Source organism: Streptomyces sp. NPDC005141 (assembly GCF_053599975.1).
The window spans coordinates 1-24,196 of the sequence record NZ_JBSFYW010000071.1 but is presented as its reverse complement, the minus strand read 5'-3'; the positions used below and the strand labels follow the sequence as shown (position 1 = coordinate 24,196).

At 70.7% G+C, this 24,196-nt stretch carries 17 protein-coding genes and 1 pseudogene; 8 read left to right on the top strand and 10 right to left on the bottom strand.

The window, feature by feature from the left end; all coding sequences use genetic code 11:
* Nucleotides 1–18: 18 nt before the first annotated feature.
* Together ACWD68_RS35800 and ACWD68_RS35795 are read right to left on the bottom strand one after the other, a co-directional pair.
* Nucleotides 19–1,956: an amylo-alpha-1,6-glucosidase gene (locus ACWD68_RS35800; RefSeq protein WP_451810632.1), complete on the bottom strand. Its 1,938-nt coding sequence runs from the start codon at nt 1,954–1,956 to the stop codon at nt 19–21.
* Entirely contained in the window at nt 1,953–3,416 is a 1,464-nt protein-coding gene (locus tag ACWD68_RS35795; RefSeq protein ID WP_451810648.1) for an MGH1-like glycoside hydrolase domain-containing protein, read from the bottom strand. The genes ACWD68_RS35800 and ACWD68_RS35795 overlap by 4 nt, the downstream gene beginning before the upstream one ends.
* Nucleotides 3,417–3,649: 233 nt before the next feature.
* Between ACWD68_RS35795 and ACWD68_RS35790 the strand changes: the two genes are divergently transcribed.
* The gene (locus tag ACWD68_RS35790) at nt 3,650–4,876 is read left to right on the top strand and encodes an ROK family protein (RefSeq protein WP_451810631.1); all 1,227 of its coding nucleotides are present in this window, start codon (nt 3,650–3,652) and stop codon (nt 4,874–4,876) included.
* Between the two features lie 484 nt (nt 4,877–5,360).
* On the top strand, nt 5,361–8,111 hold the full coding sequence (gene ppdK / locus ACWD68_RS35785; RefSeq protein WP_451810630.1) for a pyruvate, phosphate dikinase: 2,751 nt from the start codon (nt 5,361–5,363) through the stop codon (nt 8,109–8,111).
* 133 nt (nt 8,112–8,244) lie between these two features.
* On the opposite strand, the gene ACWD68_RS35780 is transcribed toward ppdK, so the two are convergent.
* The 3 genes from ACWD68_RS35780 to ACWD68_RS35770 all read right to left on the bottom strand — a co-directional run bounded on the left by ACWD68_RS35780 (nt 8,245) and on the right by ACWD68_RS35770 (nt 11,567).
* Nucleotides 8,245–8,946 (bottom strand): ABC transporter ATP-binding protein, encoded by a 702-nt coding sequence (locus tag ACWD68_RS35780; protein WP_451810629.1) that lies wholly within the window; start codon nt 8,944–8,946, stop codon nt 8,245–8,247.
* Between the two features lie 43 nt (nt 8,947–8,989).
* Nucleotides 8,990–10,966 (bottom strand): hypothetical protein, encoded by a 1,977-nt coding sequence (locus tag ACWD68_RS35775; protein ID WP_451810628.1) that lies wholly within the window; start codon nt 10,964–10,966, stop codon nt 8,990–8,992.
* Nucleotides 10,967–11,282: 316 nt separating this feature from the next.
* Entirely contained in the window at nt 11,283–11,567 is a 285-nt protein-coding gene (locus ACWD68_RS35770) for a lactococcin 972 family bacteriocin (protein ID WP_356757080.1), read from the bottom strand.
* A 480-nt stretch (nt 11,568–12,047) separates the two neighbouring features.
* On the opposite strand from ACWD68_RS35770, the gene ACWD68_RS35765 reads away from it, so the two are divergent.
* A complete protein-coding gene (locus ACWD68_RS35765; RefSeq protein ID WP_451810627.1) occupies nt 12,048–13,499 on the top strand; it encodes a glycosyltransferase family 39 protein in 1,452 nt (483 codons plus the stop codon).
* 181 nt (nt 13,500–13,680) lie between these two features.
* Entirely contained in the window at nt 13,681–14,616 is a 936-nt protein-coding gene (locus ACWD68_RS35760; RefSeq protein ID WP_451810626.1) for an oxidoreductase, read from the top strand.
* Nucleotides 14,617–14,788: 172 nt separating this feature from the next.
* Here ACWD68_RS35760 and nirD read toward each other — a convergent pair whose 3' ends face one another.
* The 3 genes from nirD to ACWD68_RS35745 are packed head-to-tail and all read right to left on the bottom strand — an operon-like array spanning nt 14,789 to nt 19,113.
* On the bottom strand, nt 14,789–15,151 hold the full coding sequence (gene nirD / locus ACWD68_RS35755) for a nitrite reductase small subunit NirD (RefSeq protein ID WP_451810625.1): 363 nt from the start codon (nt 15,149–15,151) through the stop codon (nt 14,789–14,791).
* Nucleotides 15,148–17,805, bottom strand: coding sequence for a nitrite reductase large subunit NirB (gene nirB / locus ACWD68_RS35750; protein ID WP_451810647.1), 2,658 nt, complete (start codon nt 17,803–17,805; stop codon nt 15,148–15,150). The genes nirD and nirB overlap by 4 nt, the downstream gene beginning before the upstream one ends.
* Nucleotides 17,806–17,826: 21 nt before the next feature.
* A complete protein-coding gene (locus tag ACWD68_RS35745) occupies nt 17,827–19,113 on the bottom strand; it encodes an NAD(P)/FAD-dependent oxidoreductase (protein ID WP_451810624.1) in 1,287 nt (428 codons plus the stop codon).
* A 253-nt stretch (nt 19,114–19,366) separates the two neighbouring features.
* On the opposite strand from ACWD68_RS35745, the pseudogene ACWD68_RS35740 reads away from it, so the two are divergent.
* Both ACWD68_RS35740 and ACWD68_RS35735 read left to right on the top strand, forming a co-directional pair.
* Nucleotides 19,367–20,013 (top strand): annotated as a pseudogene (locus ACWD68_RS35740) (response regulator transcription factor).
* 104 nt (nt 20,014–20,117) lie between these two features.
* Entirely contained in the window at nt 20,118–20,900 is a 783-nt protein-coding gene (locus ACWD68_RS35735) for a sulfite exporter TauE/SafE family protein (protein ID WP_451810623.1), read from the top strand.
* A gap of 4 nt (nt 20,901–20,904) precedes the next feature.
* Here ACWD68_RS35735 and ACWD68_RS35730 read toward each other — a convergent pair whose 3' ends face one another.
* Together ACWD68_RS35730 and ACWD68_RS35725 are read right to left on the bottom strand one after the other, a co-directional pair.
* Nucleotides 20,905–21,525, bottom strand: a complete 621-nt coding sequence (locus ACWD68_RS35730) for a class F sortase (protein WP_451810622.1) — start codon at nt 21,523–21,525, stop codon at nt 20,905–20,907.
* A 176-nt stretch (nt 21,526–21,701) separates the two neighbouring features.
* Nucleotides 21,702–22,220, bottom strand: coding sequence for a hypothetical protein (locus ACWD68_RS35725; protein ID WP_451810621.1), 519 nt, complete (start codon nt 22,218–22,220; stop codon nt 21,702–21,704).
* A gap of 465 nt (nt 22,221–22,685) precedes the next feature.
* On the opposite strand from ACWD68_RS35725, the gene ACWD68_RS35720 reads away from it, so the two are divergent.
* On the top strand, nt 22,686–23,309 hold the full coding sequence (locus tag ACWD68_RS35720) for an NADPH-dependent FMN reductase (protein ID WP_451810620.1): 624 nt from the start codon (nt 22,686–22,688) through the stop codon (nt 23,307–23,309).
* A gap of 223 nt (nt 23,310–23,532) precedes the next feature.
* Nucleotides 23,533–24,132, top strand: coding sequence for a dihydrofolate reductase family protein (locus ACWD68_RS35715; RefSeq protein WP_451810619.1), 600 nt, complete (start codon nt 23,533–23,535; stop codon nt 24,130–24,132).
* Nucleotides 24,133–24,196 lie beyond the last annotated feature (64 nt).

Sequence of the window (24,196 nt, the reverse complement as noted above, 5' to 3'; positions counted from 1 at the left end):
GCGCGCACACCGAACCTCCTAGGCGCCCCCCACCGCCGTCAGCAGGGCCAGGGGGGCCGCCGCCGACCTCGACTCCCTTATGCAGGCGTGCGGGTAGGGCACCGGCTCGGCATGGGTGTCGCGCCCGTAGCCCGCGAGGACCTCGGGGAGGCGGTGACCGGCGGCCGTGGCGGCGTCCACGAGCGCGTGCGCCACCGTACGGGCCTCGTCGTGCAGGCCGTACCGCGCCAGCCCCAGCGTGATGAGGGCGTTGTCGTGGGGCCAGACCGAACCCCGGTGATACGACAGCGGATGGTAGGCGGCCTGGCCGGAGGCAAGCGTGCGCACGCCCCAGCCGGAGAAGAAGTCCGGTTCGAGGAGCCGGCGGCCGACCAGCTCGCCGTACTCCTTGTCCAGCAGCCCGGACCACAGCAGGTGACCCGCGTCCGAGGCGAGCGCGTCGACGTGGCGGCCGTCGCCGTCCAACGCCAGGGCGGGGAAGGAGTGTTCGCTCATCCAGAAGTCCCGCTGGAACCGGTCGCGGAGGTCGGCCGCGGCCTGTTCCAGGAGCGCCGCGTAGACCTCGTCGCCCCAGACCGTGCGGGCCAGCAGCGCGGTGCGGCGCAGCGCGTCGTACGCGTATCCCTGGGCGCCCGCCGCCATCAACGGGCCGGTCGGGCGGCTGCCGTCGGCCGAACAGATGGCGCCGGGGGAGTCCTTCCAGTTCTGGTTGGCCAGGCCGCCGCCGTCCGCGCGGTAGACGAGATAGCCGCGCGAGGTCAGCCCGCCGTGGTCCAGCATCCAGCCGATCGCCGCACGGGCGTTGGGCTCCAGACGGCGCGCCAGTGCCACATCACCGGTCCGCTCGGTGTACGCGCCGAGCAGCACCAGGAACAGCGGAGTCGCGTCCACCGAACCGTAGTAACGCCCGTACGGCACCTGCCCGAAGTGCGCCAGCTCGCCGTGCCGCACCTCGTGCACGATCTTGCCCGGCTGGGCGACCGTGTCCGTCCCCACCTCGACCGCCTGGGTGGCGGCCAGCGCGGGCAGGGTGGCGGCGGCGAGCTGGGGCCGGTAGGGCAGCGCGAAGAGCGAGGTGAGCAGCGCGTCGCGGCCCAGCAGGGTGAGGAACCAGGGGACTCCCGCCGCGGGAACCCGCAGTTCCTCGCCGTCCGGGCCCGTCGCTGGCACCTGGAGCACCGCCAGGTCCGACAGACCCCGCGCACAGGCCGCGGCCAGCTCGGGCCAGCCGGTCGGGAAGGGCACGCCCTCCGCGAACTCGCCCTCCAGGGCGAGGAGCCGCTCATTGGCCGCGGCGGGGGAGGCGGGCACCCGCGGCTCGTGCGTGGCGCCGTGCGGACGTGCCGCGACCCGAAGCGCCAGCTCCGCCGAGCCGTGCGGTTCGAGGTCGAGCGTCCATACGAGGCGGCGCGCGCCCGTGCCCGTCTCCTCCACCCCGTCCGGAGCGGGCTCGGAGGTGACTGTCGTGCGGGACCGCCACTCCCCGCGCCGATAGCTGAACTCCACGCCGTCGTCGAGGACCTGACGCTGGCGTACGACGCCCGTCTTGGCGTACGTGCGGTAGTCGGAGCGCAGTTCGAACTGGTCCGTGAAGTCGGCGTCCGCGGTGACCGCGATCCGGACCGTGGTGGCTGTCGGACGGTTGCTGGTGACGCGCAGTGCCTCCACGAACGCGCCTTCGGCCACGGCCTGTTCACGGAAGAGTGTGTACGCGGGCGGTTCGTTGCGACCGCCCCGCGGCACCAGCACACAGCGTGCCGTGTCCCCGTCCGCGACCGGCGTGAGCGCCTCCGGCACCGCGCCGTCCACCGTCAGCTGCCAGCGGCTGAGATGCCGGGCGTCCCGGACGAATAACCCGTCCGGAGAGCTGCCGCCCCGCACTCCGCTGATGTCCCCGCCGTCGCCCACGGCGGCGAACGTCCCACCGTGCACGAGCAGATGATGCCGGTCCGTCATCCCCGGTCCCCTCCTTTGGCGCCCGTCTCGAACTCGCATGTGCTCTGTTCCGCAGTGCTGTGTGCCGTGTCGGTCAACGCGTCGTGCCCCGCCGGGGACACGATCGCCGTGGCCCCGGAGGACTCGTGCAGCAGGTCTAGCGTCAGCGCAGCCGTCCAGCTGAAACCGAGTGCTCCGCAGGCCTCGCCTGTGTACGGGTCCACGTACTCCGCGAACCCGGACTCCCCGGCGGTGTCCAGCAGGGCGGCCCGCAGTCCGTCCGCCCGCCCGTGCTCCCCGTGCAGCCGCAGCCCGCGCTCCAGCAGCCAGTTGGTGTTGAACCAGGCCGGCCCCCGCCAGTACCGGTGCGGATCGAACGCCTCGCCGGTCAGGTCGTAACTGGGTGCGAGCCGCGTCGCCCCGCCCAGTCCGAAGTGCGGCCCGCCCGCGGTCCGTACGAGCGTGGCCGCGATGTCGCGCGGCAGCGCCGGCAGGATGAGCGGGAGCAGCCCGGCGACACTGCGCTCGGGGATCAGCGCGCCGTGCCCGCCGGCCCCTTCGTCGCGGCAGAAGAACATGCCCTCCGCCGGATCCCACAGCCGCTCCACCAGTGCCGCCGTCAGCCGCTCGGCGCGCGCGTGGCGGGCGGTCCCCGCCGCGCCCAGCTCCTGCGCGATACAGGCCAGCGCGTGTTCCGAGGCGATCAGCAGTGCGTTGAACGCCGGGTCCTCGACGGCGAACTCGCCGCCGCCGTCGGCGTACTCCCGGTCCCGGTAGTCCGTGGCCAGCCGTACGTACCGCCCGTAGTCGAGGTCCGTCGGCCGGTCCTCGGGGGCGCCGTGGTCGAGGTCGGCGCGCCGGAAGGAGCGGGCCGGCGCCGGGGTGACACGGCTGAGCGGGGCGTCCCAGCAGGGGCTGTTGTCCATGCCCTGCTCCCAGGGGTGGACCACGGAGGCGAGGCCCCCGCCGCCCAGGTCCCGGCGGTGCAGGAGATAGCGGTGCCAGGCCGCCAGCCGGGGATACATCCGGGAGAGGAAGGAGCGGGCCCGGGACAGTCCCGGGTCCGCCCGGTGCACCAGCCACACGGCGAGCGCGTGCACCGGTGGCTGCACGATGCCCGACGTCTGTACGGTGCGCGGGGCGCCCGCAGCGCGCCCCGCGGTCGAGGAGCGCCAGAAGTCGGGGCTCGGGAAGTACGCGTCGAGTGGGACGGAGGGGTTGAACACGATGTGCGGGACACGCCCGTCGGCCCACTGCGCGCCGAGCAGCGTCTCCAGCTCCGTCTGCGCCCGCAGCGGGGACAGATGGCGCAGGCCGATCGCGATGAACGCCGAGTCCCAGGACCACTGGTGCGGATACAGACCGCGTGAGGGCACGGTGGAAGTTCCTGTCCAGTTGCCGTTCAGCACGCGGGATGCCCTGAGGTGCAGCGACCCCGACGGGTCGGCGGGATCGTATACAAGTGATCCGGTCCGTGCGATCTCGCCCGGACCGGGCGGAGAGGGCGGGCCGGAGGCGTGCACGGGAGTGCCGGAGGTACGCACGGGGGTGGTGAGTCCCGTGCGCAGGGCGGTGAGCTGGGTTGTGCTGTCCACTCAGGTCTCCCCGAAGACGTCCGACCGACCGGTTCGGCAGTAGCTGCCGCAGGGTTACGTCTATTTAACACGCAAAACTCAATATGTAATGCAGAGTTGGGGAACGCAAGAGGGTGCGCATGACGGAAAGGGCGGGGAGGACCGTGAAGACCGGGAACCAGGCAAGCGCCGGAGAACTGCTCGAACTGGTGCGCAGCGGCCGGGCGACGACGCGCGGCGCGCTCCAGCGGGCCACCGGGCTGTCGCGGGCCACGGTCGGCCAGCGCCTCGACCGGCTGTTCCGCGCGGGCTGGCTCCGCGAGGGGGCCGGCGGCCCCGTCGACTCGCCGCTCGGCGGCCGTCCCTCCATCACCCTGGAGTTCGACGACGAACACGCCGTCGTCCTCGCCGCCGACCTCGACACCCGGCACGGCCGGGCCGCCGTCCTCACCCTGACCGGCGAGATCCTCGCCGAGCACGCGGGCCCGCTGGTGGTCGACGACGGCCCCGAGGCGGTCCTCGGTGAGCTCGGACGCTGGTTCGCCGAGCTGCTGGAGAAGTCCGGACAGTGCGCCGACGCCGTCTGCGGCATCGGGCTCGCGGTGCCGGGTCCGGTCGACAGCGACACCGGCCGCGTGGTGCAGCCGCCGATCATGCCGGGCTGGGACGGTTACGACATAAGAGGCCGGCTGGGCCGCGCCTTCACCGAACACGCGGGCATCGGCGCCGCCGGCGTCCCCGTGCTCGTCGACAACGACGCCAACCTCATGGCGTACGGGGAGCAGCGCGCCGGTTATCCGGGCTGCTCGGCGTTCGCGCTGGTCAAGGTCTCCACCGGTATCGGTGCGGGCATGGTCGTCGGCGGCACGGTCTACCGGGGCATCGACGGCGGGGCCGGCGACATCGGGCACATCCGGGTCGGCGCCGACGCGCTGTGCCGGTGCGGCTCGTACGGCTGTCTGGCCGCCGTCGCCAGTGGCGGCGCGGTGGCGCGACGGCTCGCGGAGTCCGGGGTCGCGGCCGCGTCCGGTTCGGACGTGCGGGACCTGCTGGCGGCCGGGCACCCCGAGGCGATGGCCCTCGCGCGGGAGGCGGGCCGGCAGGTCGGGGACGTCCTGGCGACCGTGGTGACGCTGCTCAACCCGGGCGTGCTGATGATCGCCGGGGATCTGGCCGGAACCCCTTTCCTCACGGGGGTCCGGGAGCTGCTCTACCAGCGGGCGCTGCCCCGCTCCACCGCTCATCTGGACGTGGTGACCTCCCGGCTCGGTGAGCGGGCCGGGCTCGTGGGCGCGGGGGCGCTGGTCGTGGAGTACCTGTACGCGCCGGAGCGGGCCGAGGAACGTCTGGCGGCACTCGGCGTGTGACGGGCGCCCGCGGTCCGGGGCCGGTCGCACCGGGTCGTCCGTCCCGGGGTCATCCGTGTGGGGTATCCCCGTGTGTGACATCCGTGTGTCGTGTCCGGATCGTGGTCCGCATGATGAAATCTGACTCCTCCACGTGGCGTGATTCTCGCCACCCTTGATAAGGGTCACGCTCAGATGAGCGGATCTTGTGCGATTGCACTTCCCTAAGGGGTGGCACTCAGTGCCACCCTCTGATCGTTCATCGATTAAACTCAGACGTGCCGAAGCCCGCTCACCTGAGCGTCCAGGGCGATCTACGTGCGTTGATTCGTTCAAGAAGTGAAAACACCGCTGCCGGATGGCTTGCCAAGCTTTGACTTTTGATCCGGTGGCGGACGAGTGGTTACAGGCGCATGACGCGCAAGTGGACGTACCCAGACGCCTTCGATCTGGGTATGTTCCCCGTCGTCAGGGCAGCCACCGCGACGTCGAGGAGTCGAGACTCGTGTCGGAAAACAAAGATCCCCACGTAGCTGAGAGCGGCGAAAGCGGCGTTGGCGGAGCGAAGTTCGTTTATGACTTCACCGAGGGCAACAGGGACCTCAAGGACCTCCTCGGGGGCAAGGGCGCCAACCTTGCCGAAATGACCAACCTGGGCCTTCCCGTCCCGCCCGGCTTCACCATCACCACCGACGCGTGCAAGACCTACCTCGACAGTGGCGAGGAGCCGGCGGCACTGCGTGACGAGGTGAGTGCGCACCTCGACGCCCTCGAGGCGAAGATGGGCAAGAAGCTCGGCCAGGCCGACGATCCGCTGCTCGTGTCCGTCCGCTCCGGGGCGAAGTTCTCCATGCCCGGCATGATGGACACCGTCCTGAACATCGGGCTCTCCGACAGGTCGGTCCAGGGCCTCGCCAAGCAGGCCGGCGACGACCGCTTCGCGTGGGACTCCTACCGCCGCCTCATCCAGATGTTCGGCAAGACGGTCCTCGGCGTGGACGGCGAGCTCTTCGAGGATGCCCTGGACGCGGCCAAGGACCTCAAGAAGGTCACCGTCGACACGGACCTCGAAGCGGCCGATCTGAAGAAGCTTGTCACCAAGTTCAAGAAGATCGTCAAGACCGAGGCCGGCCGGGACTTCCCGCAGGACCCGCGCGAGCAGATGGACCTCGCCATCCACGCGGTCTTCGACTCCTGGAACACCGACCGCGCCAAGCTCTACCGCCGCCAGGAGCGCATCCCGCACGACCTGGGCACGGCCGTCAACGTCTGTTCGATGGTCTTCGGCAACCTCGGCCCCGACTCCGGCACCGGCGTCGCCTTCACCCGCGACCCCGCCTCCGGCCACCAGGGCGTGTACGGCGACTACCTCCAGAACGCCCAGGGCGAGGACGTCGTCGCCGGTATCCGCAACACGGTCCCGCTCGCCGAGCTGGAGTCGATCGACAAGAAGTCGTACGACCAGCTCATGCAGATCATGGAGACCCTGGAGAACCACTACAAGGATCTCTGCGACATCGAGTTCACCATCGAGCGCGGCCAGCTGTGGATGCTCCAGACCCGCGTCGGCAAGCGCACGGCGGGCGCGGCCTTCCGCATCGCCACGCAGCTGGTGGACCAGGGCCTGATCGACGAGGCCGAGGCGCTCCAGCGGGTGACGGGCGCCCAGCTCGCACAGCTGATGTTCCCGCGCTTCGACGACGAGGCGAAGGTCGAGCAGGTCGGCCGGGGCATCGCGGCGTCGCCGGGTGCGGCCGTGGGCAAGGCGGTCTTCGACTCGTACACCGCCGTGAAGTGGTCGCGTTCCGGTGAGAAGGTCATCCTGGTCCGCCGCGAGACGAACCCCGACGACCTGGACGGCATGATCGCGGCGGAGGGCATTCTGACCTCGCGCGGCGGCAAGACCTCCCACGCGGCCGTCGTGGCGCGCGGCATGGGCAAGACCTGTGTCTGCGGCGCCGAGGAGCTGGAGGTCGACACCAAGCGGCGCCGGATGACCGTGCCCGGCGGGCGCGTCGTCGAGGAGGGCGACGTGATCTCCATCGACGGTTCGAGCGGCAAGGTCTACCTGGGCGAGGTCCCGGTGGTCCCGTCCCCCGTCGTGGAGTACTTCGAGGGCAGGATGCACGCGGGCGCCAACGACGCCGACGAGCTGGTCGAGGCCGTGCACCGGATCATGGCGTTCGCCGACCGCAAGCGCCGCCTGTGGGTCCGCGCCAACGCGGACAACGCCGAGGACGCGCTGCGCGCCCGCCGCTTCGGCGCCCAGGGCATCGGTCTGTGCCGTACGGAGCACATGTTCCTCGGCGACCGCCGTGAGCTGGTCGAGCGCCTGATCCTCGCGGACACCGAGGCCGAGCGCGAGGACTCGCTGCAGGCGCTCCTGCCGCTCCAGAAGCAGGACTTCGTGGAGCTGTTCTCGGCGATGGACGGCCTCCCGGTCACGGTCCGGCTCCTGGACCCGCCCCTGCACGAGTTCCTGCCCGACATCACCGAGCTGTCGGTCCGCGTGGCCCTGGCGGAGTCCCGTCAGGAGCCCCACGAGAACGAACTCCGGCTCCTTCAGGCCGTCCACCGGCTGCACGAGCAGAACCCGATGCTGGGCCTGCGCGGTGTGCGACTCGGCCTGGTCATCCCCGGCCTGTTCACCATGCAGGTACGGGCGATCGCCGAGGCCGCGGCCGAGCGCAAGACGGCGAAGGGCGACCCGCGTGCGGAGATCATGATTCCGCTCGTCGGCACCGTCCAGGAGCTGGAGATCGTCCGCGAGGAGGCCGACCAGGTCATCGCGGAGGTCGAGGCGGCGACGGGGGTTCAGCTGAAGCTGTCGATCGGCACGATGATCGAGCTGCCGCGCGCCGCGCTGACCGCCGGTCAGATCGCCGAGGCGGCGGAGTTCTTCTCCTTCGGCACGAACGACCTGACCCAGACGGTGTGGGGCTTCAGCCGCGACGACGTGGAGGCCTCGTTCTTCACGGCCTACCTGGAGAAGGGCATCTTCGGCGTCAGCCCGTTCGAGACGATCGACCGGGACGGCGTCGGCGCCCTGGTGAAGCTGGCGGTGGAGGCCGGCCGCGCCACCCGCCCCGACCTGAAGCTCGGCGTCTGCGGCGAGCACGGCGGCGACCCCGAGTCGGTCCACTTCTTCCACGAGGTGGGACTCGACTACGTCTCCTGCTCCCCGTTCCGTATCCCGGTCGCCCGCCTCGAAGCGGGCCGCGCGGCCTCCAGCTCGAAGGGCAGCGACCACCGGTAGAGACCCCGGAGCCCGCGCCGGTCACCCCACCCTCACCGACCCGGCAACGGCACCGGCATCCAGAACGAAGGGGCGGCACCCTGTGCGGGGGTGCCGCCCCTTCGGGCTTCATCGGCGAGGACCGGACGGGTGGTCACCCCACCGCACCGGCCGATGCCCGGGAGCCGACGAGGGCGGACTCGTGCACAGCGAACACGGCGTCACACCGATCCCGGACGCCGGCATCGTGGGTGGCGATGACCACGGCGCATCCGGCGTCGCTCATCTCCCGAAGGATGTCGATGACAACAGCGCTGTTGTCATCGTCGAGCGCACCGGTCGGCTCGTCCGCGAGCACCAGGGCCGGCTGCTGGACCATAAGACGGGCCAGTGCCACGCGCTGCTGTTCCCCACCGCTGAGATGGTGGATCTTCTCCTTCTCCCGCCCCGCCAGACCGACACGGTCAAGGGCTTCGGTGACAGCCGCACGGCCCTTGTCCGTGTTCTTGCCCCTGCCCTCGCCCTGCGCCGGCCGCCGTGGCTTGACCACCACGTCCAGGTTCTCCACGACCGTCGCGTTCTCGATCAGCGCATAGTGCTGAAACAGATAGCCGAGAGTGTCGCGGCGGAACCGACGGACATCGCTTCGGCCGAATCGGGTGATGTCCTTCCCCTCGTACCGAATAGTCCCGGTATTCGGCCTGTCGAGCAGCCCAAGACAGTTGAGGAGGGTCGACTTACCGGATCCGCTCGGTCCCACAAGGGCGAGCATCTCACCGCGATGGACGGTGAGGTTGACGTTGCGCCACAAGGTCCGGGCGCCGAAGACCTTCGAAAGATTCTCGATATCGATCACAACATACTCCGGCTCGGTAGGGCGGCTTTCGTACCGGCGGGGCTCATGTCTCCGTCGCCCCTTCCTTCACGATGCGGCGATGGAAAAATGCTAGGGCGAGAAGCACGGCCCCCAGCTCGAAAACAACAAGACCGGTGATGACGGTGAGATCCAGTGCAGTGACGTGAACCGCCTGGAAGGGAGCGGGCGCACCGGCCGCCGCGAACTTCTCCAGTTCCCGATTTCGCTGCCACGCCTCGAGAGGAACCCGTGTGGCGAAGACGGCAGCGATAGCCACTTCCACGGTGAGAATAAAGCGATGGTTGGCGACATATCTCCAGCCGCCGATGTGTCGAATGAATATACTCTGCGCGTTCTTTCGCGAGTAGATGAGGCAGACGCCGACCCCGGCGATGAGGAGCACTATCACGGCAACGACAAGGTTGAAAATCTGAAGGCGAAGTTTGTTGACCGAATTCCGGAGGTCCAGAGCGGTTTTCTGCCCGACCGGACTCACGGAATTCACATAGTTGCTGACCTGTTTCGACTCGATGGCATGGAATACGTCACCAGGGTCGGGGAAGATCACTCCGTCCTGGGTGGCGAACGAGGTGTAGGCGTCGTTCGTGAGGAAACGCGAACCATTGGGGACGACGACCAGAATCGGATCGCGTACCAGGGACCTGTCCTCGTCCGCGCTGTGCGCCGAGTTGTAGGCGTAGGTGCCGGTGTTGTAGCCGAAGAGGCGCTGTCCGGTCCTGCTGTTGCGCGTTTCGATCGGGATGTGCCGGCTGAGATCCGGATCGATGATCCTGGAAGCCGCCTTGGTGATCGTCGGCGTGTGGGAGGAAAGGGAGTCGGGAATGATGACCCGTACCGGGCGCGCGTCCGGCGTTTCTCCGCTCCGGGCCTCGGAGGTATAACGCCGTCCCGACGGGTCGAGCACCGGCTGCTTGCTGAGATACGTGTCGTTGACGATGAGAATCTCGCCGGCCGGCAGTCGCGCGTTCGGGGCGGAGACCTGGAGATCCCGGCGCCCGGCGACAATCACCTCGCCCCGTCTGTCGGCCTGGCGCAGCCACGGACCGACATGGTCGTTCAGCTGGTCCATGTGCATGGCGAAAGCGCCGTTGAGACGGATCGAGACCGCGTCGCCCACCGCGCCGTAGAGGTCATGGTTCTCCTGGCGTGTCAGTACGTCCCGGCTCGCGAGGGTGACATTGGTGGCGATGGCGAGAGCGAGCAGCAGCGCGGGGATTCGGACGAGGTAGACGCTGATGGACGCCGCCCGCGAAGGCAGTTCGCCTTTCAGGGCGCCCAGCACGTCGACCTTGTATGTCAGGGCCAGCGCGGCCGCGTGCGTGGCCAGCGCCAGGGTGCCGAGCAGGGCGGCGATGCCCGCCGCCAACGACGCGAACAGCCCCAGCCGGGCGAGACCGTTGTAGAAACCGAGGAAGGCGAGCGCCGTGACCGTGACGGTGGCGACCGCCACCGACCAGAACACCGCCAGCTGCCGTAGATCGCGCAGCAGGATGCCGGCGAAGGACAGGCCCTGCATCCGGAGGACTCCGTACGCCTTCGCGTTGAGCAGCACGCTCGCGCCGGTCATCGTCAGCGCCGCGAGGGCGACCACGCAGAGGGCCCAGTACAGGGGATCGTCCGAGTAGCGCTCGACCAGTTCCTGGTACGACAAGGGGTGGGTGACGGCCACGGTCATGCCGAGCTTGTCGAACTCGGCCCGCAGGGCATCGGCCGCCGCGGGCGACCCGAACACGTAGTAGGAACCGCGCGGGTCCTGTTGTCCGATCTCGGCGATCGGATGCACGCGCGTCTCGTAGTTCCTGCTGAACTCCGGGTATCCCTTGTCCAGCCATTCCGCTGTCATGGATTGGGGCCCGCCCGGAGCCAGATACAGATGCCGAACCCCGTCGGAGTTCTTCAGATCGGGCACCTCGCGAGCCACCCCGACCGAGTGCTCGGCGGAGAACGACGTGATGTCCCGAACGACCTGAGCACTGCTGACGGAATCGTCGGAATCCATCACGTCGATCAGGGCCGAGTTTCCCAGGACCCCGCCCTCGTCCAGGCTCCGCAGGAACAGAAAGGCCAGAACTGCGGAGAAGGCCAGTACGGCGGCGTGGACGAAACGTATACCTCGATGCAGCATGGGATACCTAGGTTGAGGGCGCTCGCTCGGGAGCGCGCGTCCGGGAATTCAGGGTCCGAGAGAAAAGCTGTGGAGGCGAGCGAGGCTCGCCTCCACAGCCCAAAAGCCCATCCGGCAAGCCCAGCCGAGCAGTCGGGAGCGGCGCCACTCGCGGCGGCTGCCTAGGCTTGTCGAGATTCGACCCAGAGAATTAGCAGTTCGGGTCGTAGTAGTACGACACCGAGCCGTTCAGCCCCGCCGAAGCCAGGGACCACTCGCCCTTGGCCGTGCAGCCGCTGCCGAATACGTGGCCGCCCGTCTTCACCGAGGACGCGTGCTTGTTGTTCGGGTGCTTGTAGTTCGACCACGCCGTGTTGGCGCCCTTGTCGTAGCTCCACTTGCCACCGCCGACGTCGACAGTGGTGGCCAATGCCGGCGTGGCCGCGGCCACGATGATGGCGGTGGCCGCCAGCGCAGCCTTTACCCCGTTTCGCATGCTCAAGACTGACTCCTAGTCATCTGTTCTGGTCGGAACAGGGATAGATCTTGATCGAAACGTGTGGCCGCGGGCAACCGAATATCCGAGTGATCCAGATCACGGCAAATTTCGTTCGCGGCATGCATCGACCGTGCTGGTCCATTTCTGGCCGAGTCCGCCATGGAGCATGAGATCCGGGACGGGCCATGGGACGCGTGAGCGGATGCCAAAAAGCCTTTCGCGGTTGCGCCGAATATCGCCAAATCCTGACAGCACTTTTCAGCCACAATGCCCCGAGTGTGGCGGCATTTTCGGTCTACATATACTGTCGACGAGTTCCGAGGCGGGGCAGGCAATGTCGCCTGCCTTTCCGGGCAGGGCAATTCGCGATGCCGCGGTACTTCCGCGCAACCCGAAAGCCGGTCCGGTGGGTCTTGGCCATGTCGACGAACCGCCGACTTCAGTCGGTACCGCTACCCCGAGGGCCTGACCACCTTCATGAATCTCCCGATAACCACCGGCCGCCGCCCCCTGCCCATATGGCCGATTTCCGCGCTGTGGACCCTGGCCCTGGGCCTGTGGGGGCTGTCCCGGCAGCACAGTCTGTGGCGGGACGAGGCGGCGACCTGGCAGGTGGCCCAACGGCCCACCGCCGAGATCTGGCACCTGCTGGGACAGGTCGACGCCGTACACGGGCTCTACTACCTGCTGATGCACGGACTGTTCGAGTGCTTCGGGCCCGGCACGACGACGCTGCGACTGCCGTCCGTGCTGGCCATGGCGGTGGCGGCGGCCTGTGTGACCGTCATCGGCCACCGACTGGCCGGGGTGTGGGCGGGTCTGGGGGGAGGGCTGGTGCTCGGACTGCTTCCGGCGGTGCAGTTCTATCTGCAGGAGGGCCGCCCGTACGCGCTGGTCGCGGCCGGCGCCGCGATCTCGACACTGCTGCTGGTGACCTTGCTCAAGGGACGTGGCAGAGCGGCACTTTGGGCGGCCTACGGCGGCACGGTCCTGCTGTGCGGGCTGCTGAACTGGCTGTCGCTGATGGTTCTGCCCGCGCACGCCGCGACCCTGGCCCGGACGAGGGCCGGGCGCGGAGTGTGGGCCCGCTGGACGGCGGCCTCGGCGGCGGCCGTTGCGGGTGTGCTGCCCCTGATCCTGTTCAGCCGGCGTCAGTCCGCCCAGATCTCCTGGATACCGCCGCTGACCTGGCACATGCTGATCGGCCCGGCCGTCCTGCTGGCGATCGGCGGCCTCGGCGCCCTGGTGGACCGCCCGCGCAAGGGCCGACTGTCGGTGGCGGCCGTGGGGCTGCCGCTGCTCGCGGTGCCACAGCTCATTCTGATCGGCCTTTCCCTGGTCCAGCCGCTGTTCCTGGACCGGTACGTCCTGTTCAGTCTGCTGGGTCTGGCACTGCTGATCGGAACCGCGCTGGGCACGGCGATACGGGCGGCCGCGCCGCGCTTCCCGAGGGCGGCCCTGTGGATCCTTCCCGTGACCATCGCCGTGGCGACGACGGCACTGCTGCCCCAGTCGCTGGCCAAGCGCTCCCCGGCGAGCCGGGTGGACGACGTCCTGTCCGTGGCGGCGGATGTACGACGGCTCAAGGAGCCCGGAGACGCGGTCCTCTTCATACCGGCAGCGCGCCGCGACACCAAGTTGGTCTCCCCGCACGCCTTCACCGGCCTGGGAGACATAGCGCTGACCGAGAGCCCGCAGAAGTCCGGCACCCTGAAGGGCGTGGAGGCCGGCCCGGCTCGGATCCGCGCCGAGATGCTGACCCGGCGGCGGATCCTCCTGGTGACGGACGCACCGAAGGTCGCGAGACCGGTGTCGGTGAAGCGGGACCGAATGAAGACCTCAGTACTGAAGAAGTACTTCACGCCGGTGGCGGACGAGCAGGTCCGGGGCCGCCGGGTGACGGTGTACCGACGCAACGACAGTTCATGACCCCTCGACCACCCCACTCCCGCAAGCGGCCCCGGACAACAGGCCCGAGGCCGAACGGAACGCCTCCCCGGGACGGACATGCCAGGTCGGCGAGGCAACGCGCTGTGCCGCGGCAGGATTCGAACTTGCGACACCCCCTTTAGGGTGGAGCCGCCCTCACCCCCCGTGGAAGGAAGCCGCCATGTCCGGCTGGAACGCGCAGGCCGTCCCCGATCAGCGCGGGCGCACCGCCGTCGTCACGGGGGCCAACAGCGGTCTCGGATACGTGACCGCGCGCGAGCTCGCACGCCAGGGCGCCCGGATCGTCCTCGCGTGCCGCAGCGAGGTGCGGGGTGCCGAGGCCGTGGACCGGCTCGTGGCCGAAGTGCCGGGCGCGGAGGCCGAGTTCATGCGACTGGATCTCGGGGAGCTGGACTCCGTGAGGGAGTTCGCGAGCGTCTGCGAGAGGACGCACGACCGGCTCGATCTCCTCGTCAACAACGCCGGGGTCATGGCGCTGCCCCTCGGCCGAACCGCCGACGGGTTCGAGACCCAGTTCGGCGTCAACCACCTCGGGCACTTCGCGCTCACCGGGCTGCTGCTCCCGATGATCGCCGAGACCCCCGGCGCGCGGATCGTCACCGTGTCGAGCATGGTCCACGCGCTCTCGAACATCGACATCGACGACCTCAACAGCGAGAAGGGGCCCTACCGCCGCTGGATCGCCTACGCCCGGTCCAAGACCGCCAACCTCCTCTTCACGCACGAACTCGCGCGGCGGCTGTCCGGCGCGGGGAGCGACGTCGTCGCGGCCGCCGCGCACCCCGGGTACGCCTCCACCAACCTGCAGACCGCCGGTCCCCGGCTGGAGGGGCGCAAGGGCGCCGAGCGGTTCATGGAGATCGGCAACCGCGTCTTCGCGCAGAGCGCCGAGGCCGGGGCCCTGCCGACGCTGTACGCGGCCACCGCGCCCGGCGTGCGGCCCGACACCTTCGTCGGACCGTCCTTCGCGATGTGGCGCGGCTCGCCCGCCACGTCCTGGCGGGCCGGCTGGACCCGTGACGACATCGCGGGAGAGCGCCTCTGGGCCGCCTCGGAGGAGCTGACGGGCGTCACCTACGAGGGGTTCAAGGGCTGACACTGTCGTCGCTACGAGGGGCTCGAGCGACGACACCGGCGCCGCGAGCGCCCGCGGGCGCCGACGGCCGGCGGAGGACCCGGTCCGCCCCGGTCCTCCGCCGATCGGGGCGGTCAGGGGCGGTCAGGGGCGGTCCGAGACGGTCCGGGACGGTCCGGGACGGCGGCCCGGTTCAGGCCGCCCGCACCTCGTACGTCGCCACCCGTACGTCCTCGTCGTCCAGGCACCGCCCCGACTCCAGGTCGAAGCGCTGCTTGAGTAGCGGGGAGGCGACGAACGGGCGGCCCCGATGCGTTCCGGTCAGCCCGCGGGAGAGCACCGCCGCGCCGCTGAACGGGTCCCGGTTGTCGATGGCGTACGTCCGTCCCGCGCGGTCGGTGAACAGGGCGGCCTGGTGGCCGTCCGGGAGGAGTGCGGCGACCCCCCGGCCGGGGGTCAGCAGGGACAGCTCGCAGACCGTGAACCAGCCGTCCTCCAGCAGGAGCTGGAGCGTGAGGGCGGCCGTCGTCCGGGTCGTCTCGGGTGCCAGGGTCATCGCTGGGTACTTCCTTCCAGGAACGGGGTCTCCCCTGCTCGAGCGGAGCCGAGACCTTGGGGACGGTGTCCGATGGTCAGCAGCGGCAGGTCGGGCTTGATCTGGTCGCGCTCGGCGACGAAGCCGACGACCGGGTCCGGGGTGTCCGGGGCGTTGACGAAGGACACGAACCGGGCGAGCTTCTCCGGGTCGTTGATGGTCTCGGCCCACTCGTCCCGGTAGTTCGCGACATGCGCGGTCATCAGCGACTCCAGCTCCTCGCAGATGCCGAGCGAGTCCTCTACGACCACCTCGCGGACGTGGTCGAGGCCGCCGGGAATCCGCTCCAGCCAGGTCGAGGTGCGCTCCAGGCGGTCCGCGGTGCGGATGTAGAACATCAGGAAGCGGTCGATCAGACGGACCAGTTCGGCGTCCGACAGGTCCTGGGCCAGCAGGTCCGCGTGGCGCGGGGTCGCGCCGCCGTTGCCGCCGACGTAGAGGTTCCAGCCGTTGGAGGTGGCGATGATGCCGAAGTCCTTGGACTGGGCCTCGGCGCACTCGCGGGCGCACCCGGAGACCGCCGACTTCAGCTTGTGCGGGGACCGCAGGCCCCGGTAGCGCAGCTCCAGGTCGATCGCCATCCGGACCGAGTCCTGCACGCCGTACCGGCACCAGGTCTGCCCGACGCAGGACTTGACGGTGCGCAGCGACTTTCCGTAGGCGTGCCCGGACTCGAAGCCGGCGTCCACCAGCCGCGCCCAGATCAGCGGGAGCTGCTCCACCCGCGCACCGAACAGGTCGATCCGCTGGCCCCCGGTGATCTTCGTATAGAGCCCGAAGTCCCGCGCCACCTCGCCGATCACGATGAGCTTCTCGGGAGTGATCTCGCCGCCCGGGATGCGCGGCACGATCGAGTACGAGCCGTTCTTCTGGAGATTGGCGAGGAAGTGGTCGTTGGTGTCCTGGAGCGCGGCCTGTTCGCCGTCCAGGACGTAGCCGTCGGCGCCGATCGTCGGGGCGAGGGAGGCGATGATCGAGCCGACGGCGGGCTTGCAGACCTCGCAGCCGTCACCGCCCCGGGCGTCCTCGCGGCCGTACCGGTCGAGCAGCGTCCGGTACGAGGAGATCCTCAGCGCCAGGACGATCTCGTACAGCTCCTCGCGGGTCTGCCCGAAGCAGCCGCACAGCCCGTGGTCGACCTCGACACCGCTCGCGGCCAGTTCCTCGTTGAGGAGCTGGCCGAGGACCTTGACGCAACTTCCGCAGCCCGTACCGGCCTTGGTGCACTTCTTGACCTCGGGCACGGTGGTGCAGGAGTGCTCGGTGACCGCGCCCCGGATCGTGCCCTTGGTGACGTTGTGGCAGGAGCAGATGACGGCCGAGTCAGGGAGCGCGGAGGGACCGAGGACCACCGGGGCGCCCGCGCCCGCCGGCAGCACCAGCTGTTCGGGGGAGATCGGCGGCACCGAGCCGGTGAAGGCGCGCAGGGTGCCGTAGGCGTCCGCGTCGCCGACCAGGATGCCGCCGAGGAGCTGCCCGTCGCGGCCGATGACCAGCTTCTTGTAGGTGCCCGAGCGGGAGTCCGCGTAGACGACGTCGAGGCAGTCGGCGGTCGCTCCGTGCGCGTCGCCGAACGAGGCGACGTCGACGCCGAGGAGCTTCAGCTTCGTCGACAGGTCGGCACCGGTGAAGCTCGCCTCGTCGGCGGCGATCGTCGCGGCGGCCGTCGCGGCCATCTCGTAGCCGGGAGCGACGAGACCGTACACCCGGCCGTCCGCGGCCAGAGCACACTCGCCGATCGCGAACACGGACGGGTCGGAGGTGCGGCACTGCTCGTCGACCGTGATGCCGCCGCGCTCGCCGACCGTGAGCCCCATGGCGCGGGCGAGCTGGTCGCGCGGACGGACTCCCGCCGAGAACACCACCAGATCCGTGGGGAGTTCGGACCCGTCGGACAGCTTCATACCGGTCACGGCGCCGTCGTCCCCGGTGACGATCTCCTGGGTGCCCGTGCCGGTGTGCACGCTCAGTCCCATGTCCTCGATGGTGCGCAGGAGCGCGGCACCGCCGCCTGCGTCCACCTGCACCGGCATCAGGCGCGGTGCGAACTCCACGATGTGCGTGGTCAGTCCGAGTCCCTTGAGCGCGCCGGCCGCCTCGAGACCGAGCAGGCCGCCGCCGACGACGGCACCGGTCGTCGCCCGCGCCTTCGCGTACTCCTCGATGGCGAGCAGATCCTCGATCGTGCGGTAGACGAAGCAGCCCTCGGCGTCCTTGCCGGGGACCGGCGGAACGAAGGGGTAGGAGCCGGTGGCGAGGACCAGGGTGTCGTAGCCGACCGTCAGACCGGACCGGGCCGTCACGGTGCGCGCGGTCCGGTCGATCGACTCGGCCGGGTCGCCGAGGTGCAGCTCGATGCCGTGTTCCTTGATGAACTCCGCGTCCGTGAGCGAAAGTTCGTCGGGCGTGCGGCCCGAGAAGTACGAGGTGAGCTGGACCCGGTCGTAAGCCGGGCGGGGCTCCTCGCAGAGCACGACCACGCGGTGCGTGCCGGTCAGGCCGCGTTCGGCGAGCGACTCCAGGAAGTGCTGGCCGACCATGCCGTGGCCGACGAGCACGATCGTGGGTGCGATCCCGTCCCCGGCGTCCGGGGCCGCCGTCGCCGCCGCTGTCATCGTCGTCGTGTCCGGGGACATTCAGGAGCCTCCGTCGTTGGTGAGCAGGTGGAGCAGCGGTGCGCCGTCCGAGGGGAGCGGCTCCGCTCCCTCCCAGGCGCGGGCGAGGGCACCGACGGTGCCGAGTTCGCCGACGAGCACGCCGCCGACCAGCCGGTCGTCGCGGACGACGACCTTGCGGTAGGTGCCGCGGGTGGCGTCGGCGAGCTGGACCACGTCGTCGCCGGGCAGGGGATCGGTCTCGCCGAACGCGGCGAGGTCGAAGGGGGTCGTGCCGCCCGCCAGGGTGAGGCGGGTGAGGGAACGGGTGCCGGTGTAGCGGGCGGGGGCGCGGGTGGTGTCCGCACGCCGCGCCGACAGGGCCTCGGCCGCTATCGACTCGGCGAGGACATCGGCCTGTTCGAGAGCCGCGGTGGCCAGCCCGTAGACCGTGCCGTCGTGCTGGGCGCAGTCGCCCACGGCCCGGATGCTCGGGTCGGACGTCCGCAGTTCGTCGTCGACGAGGATGCCCTTGTGGACGGCGAGTCCCGCGTCCTGGGCGAGGCCCGTGCGGGGATGGACGCCGCAGGCCAGTACGACGAGGTCGGCGTCCAGGGCGTATCCGTCGGCCATCTCGACCGAGCGGACCGCGCCGCCGACCGAGCGCACGTCGCGCACCCGGCACTCCGTGTGCACCTCGACGCCCAGCTCGGTGAGGTGCCGGTGCACCAGACGGGACGCGGCCGGGTCGAGCTGACGCTCCATGAGCCGCTCGGCCTGCTGCGCCAGCACCACCTGGGCCCCGCGCAACGCCAGCGCCCGGGCGGCCGACACTCCGAGCAGGCCGCCGCCGATCACGACGGCGCGGGTGCCGGGCCGGACGGCCTTCGACAGGCCCAGGCAGTCGTCCATGGTGCGGAACGCGTGCACGCCTTCCGGGAGTTCGTGCCGGCCCTGGGTGAACAGGCCGCGCAGTGGCGGAAGTACGGGGTTGGAGCCGGTCGCGAGGACCAGCGTGTCGTATGCGATCACCGCGCCGTCCGCGCAGCGCACCGTGCGGGTGACGCGGTCGATACCGGTGACCCGGGTCCGGGTGAGGCGGTCGACGCCGGGAAGGGCGATCACCTCGGGGGCGTACCGTCCCGCCAGGACCTCGGCGAGCAGCACGCGGTTGTACGGGGCGTGGTCCTCGTCGCCGATCAGCGTGACGGAGAGGGGGGAGGTGGCGGACCGGGCGCCGCCGGCCGCGCCGAGCTCGTCGAGCCGCCGGGCGAGCCGGACGCCCGCCAGTCCGGCGCCGATCACCACCACACGCGTATTCGAGGTCATGTCCACACCGTGCGGTGCCGGTGTTACCCGGTGGCATCACGTCTGTTTCCCGGGAGGAACGCTGCCCTCAGCGGGGGCGGTACCGCGGTGTGAGGGTTCAGGGGCCCGTGCGGGGCGGGCTGTGAGGGTTCGGGGGCGGGGACGACGGCGGGGCTCGGCCGGGCCGTGAGACCTAAGGGGAGGGGCAGGGGAACGGGGCGGGGCGGTGGGCGGTGGCAGGTGGCACAGGCTGACCCTGGTGAACGGGAGCCCCATGCGCGTCGTCATCGCCGAGGACTCGGCCCTGCTGCGTGACGGGCTGGCCCAGCTGCTCCAGCTGCGCGGAGTGGAGGTGGTCGCGGCGGTGGGCGACGCGGACGCCCTGCTGGCCGGGGTCGCCGAGCACCGGCCCGACGTTGCCGTCGTCGACATCCGGCTGCCGCCGACCCAGACCGACGAGGGCATTCGGGCGGCCGTGCGGCTGCGCGAGGACCACCCCGGCACCGGGGTGCTGGTCTTCTCGCAGTACGTGGAGACGAAGTACGCCACCCAACTGCTCGGCAACCCGGCGGGGTTCGGCTATCTCCTCAAGGAACGCGTCGTCGACATAGGCGAGTTCGTGGACGCCATGGAACGGGTCGCCTCGGGCGGCACCGCGCTCGACCCGAGGTCGTCTCCCAGCTGTTCGGCGCGAGCCGCCGCGTGAGTGCGCTCGACGCCCTCACGCCCCGCGAGCGCGAGGTCCTCGCCCTGATGGCCGAGGGCCGCACGAACCAGGCCGTCGCCGCCGCCCTCACCGTCTCCGAACGCGCCGTCGAGAAGCACATCGCGAACATCTTCCTGAAACTCGACCTGCCCCCGTCGGACACCGGCCACCGGCGGGTCCTCGCGGTCCTGCGCTACCTGGACTCGGTGAACTGAGCCCCTGGTCCGCGCGGGGAACCCGCCCGTGCGAACCTCTGAAGTCGCTCAAGCTTCCCGAGATCCATGGACGGCACATCTACCTTGTCCATAGGGTCGCGATCATGCCCGACATATCCCTGACCATGGTCCTTGTGCTCTGCGCCGCAGCCCTGGCGGCCGGCTGGATCGACGCCGTGGTCGGCGGCGGAGGGCTGCTTCTGCTGCCCGCCATGCTGCTCGGGCTGCCCGGCGGCACCCCGGCGGCCTACGCGCTCGGCACGAACAAGGCGGTGGCGATCGTCGGTACGACGGGGGCCGCGGTGACGTACGCGCGCAAGGCGCCCGTCGATGTGCGCCTCGCCGTACGGATCGGGGTCGCGGCGCTCGCCGGTTCCACGGCGGGGGCGTTCGTCGCGGCCGGGCTGAGCACCGAAGTGCTCAAGCCGGTCGTCATGGTCGTCCTGCTCGGCGTCGGCACCTTCGTGATCCTGCGGCCCGCCTTCGGTACGGCACCGCCGGCCACCCCGGTCTCCCCGCGCCGCGTCCTCGCCGCGATCGGGCTGGCGGGCCTCGGCATCGGCTTCTACGACGGGCTCATCGGCCCCGGCACGGGCACGTTCCTGGTGCTCGCGCTCACGGCGCTGCTCCACCTCGACCTGGTGACCGCCTCCGCCACGGCCAAGATCGTCAACTGCTGCACCAACGCGGGCGCCCTCGCGACCTTCGCCTGGAAGGGCACGGTGTTCTGGCAACTCGCCGCCCTGATGGCCGTGTTCAATCTGGCGGGCGGCATGGTGGGGGCGCGGACCGCGCTCAAGAAGGGCAGCGGGTTCGTCAGGGTGGTGCTGCTGACGGTGGTGTTCGCCCTGGTGGCGAATCTGGCGTACCAGCAGTGGCTCGCCTGAACGCTCAGCGACTGCCGGTGAGATGGGCGAAGACGACCACGTTCCCCTGGTAGCCCGTCGTCTCCGAGTAGCCGCCCCCGCACGTGATGACGCGCAGCTCGGGCCGGCGCGCGGCGCCGTACACCTTCGCGTCGGGGAAGGCGCGGGAGTCGTACACCTCGACCGCGTCGACGGTGAAGACGGCCGTGCTGCCGTCGAGCCGGTCCACCTCGACCGAGCCGCCCTTGCGGAGGGCCCCCAGGTCGTAGAAGACGGCGGGGCCGTCGGCGTTGTCGACGTGCCCGGCGACGACGGCCGTGCCGCGCTCTCCGGGGGTGGTCCCGGCCTCGTACCAGCCGGCCAGGTTCTTCTTCTCCGCGGGCGGCACGTTCAGGCTGCCCTGCGGAGTGAGACCGAGACCCATCAGGGGGGCGTCCACACCGATCGCGGGGATGCGGATGCGGTCCGGCGGGGAGTGCGGCAACGCGGGGGCGACGGACCGCGCACCGTCCCCGGCGGTCGCCGCCTGTGCCGGGGACGGCTGGGGAGGGGGGTGCGCCTCGGCGCCGCTGCGCAGCAGCCAGGCCCCGGAGCAGAGGGCGACGACGGTGACCGACGCTATGACGACATTGTTGACCCGGCGCACGCGAGCCTCCTCACGGTTCCTTTCCCGGGCCGGGGCCGGCCGGGCCCCGGCGGCCGAGGGTGCCGGACGGGGTGTGCTGATGGGATCGGTCCCGTCCCCCTCCGGGCCGCGAGGGGCGTCGGGCCACGGAGGGGGAGGGACGGCGGTACCGGTGGACGGACAGCGGAGGGTGTCCGTCAGATCCCGTCGCCTCTCGCCCGGCGATGCAGGAGCCAGGTACCGCCCGCGGCGGCGACGGCCAGCGCCGCCACTCCCGCCGCGGTCTGTACGGGGTCGGGGCCCAGCGCGCCGCCGACACCCGTGTTCACATGCCCGCGCGGCTGGATCCGCTCGCGCGTGGAGGTCAGGGTCACCATCAGGTCCCCGGTGACCCGCCGGCCCTGGGAGCACCGCGCGACGATCTCGTACGTCCCCGGCTGCGCGCTCGGCGGCACCCGGAACTGTCCGATCGCGTCCTGCTCGTGTGCGCTCGCGGCGAGCGTGAAGGTACCGCCGCCCACCGCGTCGGCGTCCCCGTTCGCGGTGCCGTCCGCGCCGCACGCGGCCGTGTTGACGGTGACCTCGTCGCCCGGGACGACGGCGGAGGGGAACACCTCCAGGCTTCCGGTGTCTCCGCCGTACACGGGCGCGGCGGCCAGAGCCGCCGCGGCGACGGTGAGCGCGGTACCGGTCATCAGACGGGCGGTACGTCGCATCGTGCCAGCTCCTCCGAGGGGGCGCGCCGGCGACACCCCCAAGTGCCGCTGCGTCGGTCGAGCCCCTGCCTTACCGAGGTAAGTGGCACATGCCCCCGCCCGCTCTCTGATGGACCGTCAGAAATGATGTGAACGGGTGTCAGGCGGGACGCCGGAAGGGGCGGAACCCTCGGTATTCCGGCAGGTCATCGGTGTACGCGTGGCGTGTCGCGCAAGAGAACCCGAAGGGCGCGAGTCCGGGGGTGTGAACGGGTGACCGGGACGCGCGGGAAGCGGCGCGTGGCGAGGGAGGGGTGCGGGGAGGGAGGGGTGTGGACAGGGTGGGGGCGGTGGGGGCGGAGAGGGTGGAGGGGTAGGGGCCGGTGCGTGAAGGGGTCGGTGCGTGAAGGGGTCGGTGCGTGAAGGGCCCGGGGCGGGCGCGGCCCGGCTTGACCTCAAGAATGGTTGAGGTATGAGGCTGTCCTCATGAAGACAGCCACAGCTGAATCCACCGCCCCCGAGCGGATGTCCGAGCCGCCCGTACGCGTCGCCGTCGTCGTCGGCAGCAATCGCGAGGGCCGCTTCGGCCCCGTCGTCGCGAGCTGGCTGCTGGACCGCATCGGGGAACGGGACGATTTCCTCCCCGAGGTCCTCGACGTCGCCTCCGTCGAGCTCCCCACGGCCCTGTCCCACTCCCCGTCCCCCGCGGTGGCCGCCGAACTGGCGAGGGTCACCCCCGCTCTCGCCGACGCGGACGCCTTCGTCGTCCTCACCCCCGAGTACAACCACTCCTTCCCCGCCGGTCTGAAGAACCTCATCGACTGGCACTACGGCGAGTGGCGGGCCAAACCCGTCGCCCTCGTCTCGTACGGCGGAGTGTCCGGGGGGCTGCGGGCCGTGGAGCACCTGCGCCACGTCTTCGCCGAACTGCACGCGGTGACCGTACGGGACACGGTGTCCTTCCATGGCGCGGGTGCCGCCTTCGACGAGGCCGGCCACCCGCGCGACGCCGTGGGTCCGGCTGCGGCGGCGAAGACGATGCTGGACCAACTGGGCTGGTGGGCGAGGGCGCTGAAGGAAGCCAGGGGGAAGCGGCCGTACGGGGGCTGAGGCCCGCTCCGGCTTGGTCGGCCCGTCCCGCGCCGAGGGCGAGGCGCGGCACGGCCAGGGCGGCCGGCCGGAAGGCGCGCCATGATGTGTGCCGCGTCACACCATGGCGTCGGCCGGACGCGATGATTTCGGAGCGGTGCGCCGGTCTTCACCGACGTAACCGAACGCGTGATGCGACCGAACGCGTGACGTGGCCGAGACACAGCGACGAGGAGCGAGTCCCATGCGCATCGTGATCAGCGAGTTCATCAGCCTGGACGGTGTCGTGCAGGCGCCCGGCGGCCCCGAGGAGGACACCGACGGCGGGTTCGCCCACGGCGGCTGGTCCCACCCCTACTTCGACCCGGAGGTCGTGGGCGGCGCGTTCGCGGCGGGGCTCTCCCGGGCCGAGGCGCTGCTGTTCGGGCGCCGCACCTGGCAGACGATGGCCGGGGCGTGGCCCGAGCGGGCGGGCGATCCGTTCGCGGACCGGATGAACTCCCTCCCCAAGTACGTGGTCTCCGGCACTCTCGGCGAGGCGGAACTGTCGGCCTGGGACAACACCACGCTCATCCCCGGGGACCGGAGCGTCGCCCGCATCCGCGAGCTGCGCGCGACCGGTGACGGCGATCTCGCGATGATGGGCAGTCCCACCCTCGTACGCACCCTGCTGGCCGAGGGCCTGGTCGACGAGCTTCAGCTGATCCGTATGCCGGTGATGCTCGGCGGCGGCAAGACGATCTTCCCCGAGGACGGCCTGAAGCGCCCGCTCGTACACGTCTCCACGGTCACCGCGAAGACCGGCGTGGACGTGAGCGTGTACCGGCCGGCGGACGAGGGCTAGACAGGTTCCCGGGGGCAGACCCTGGACCGAGCCCGGCGCCGGGCCGCTCCTCAGCACTCCTAGT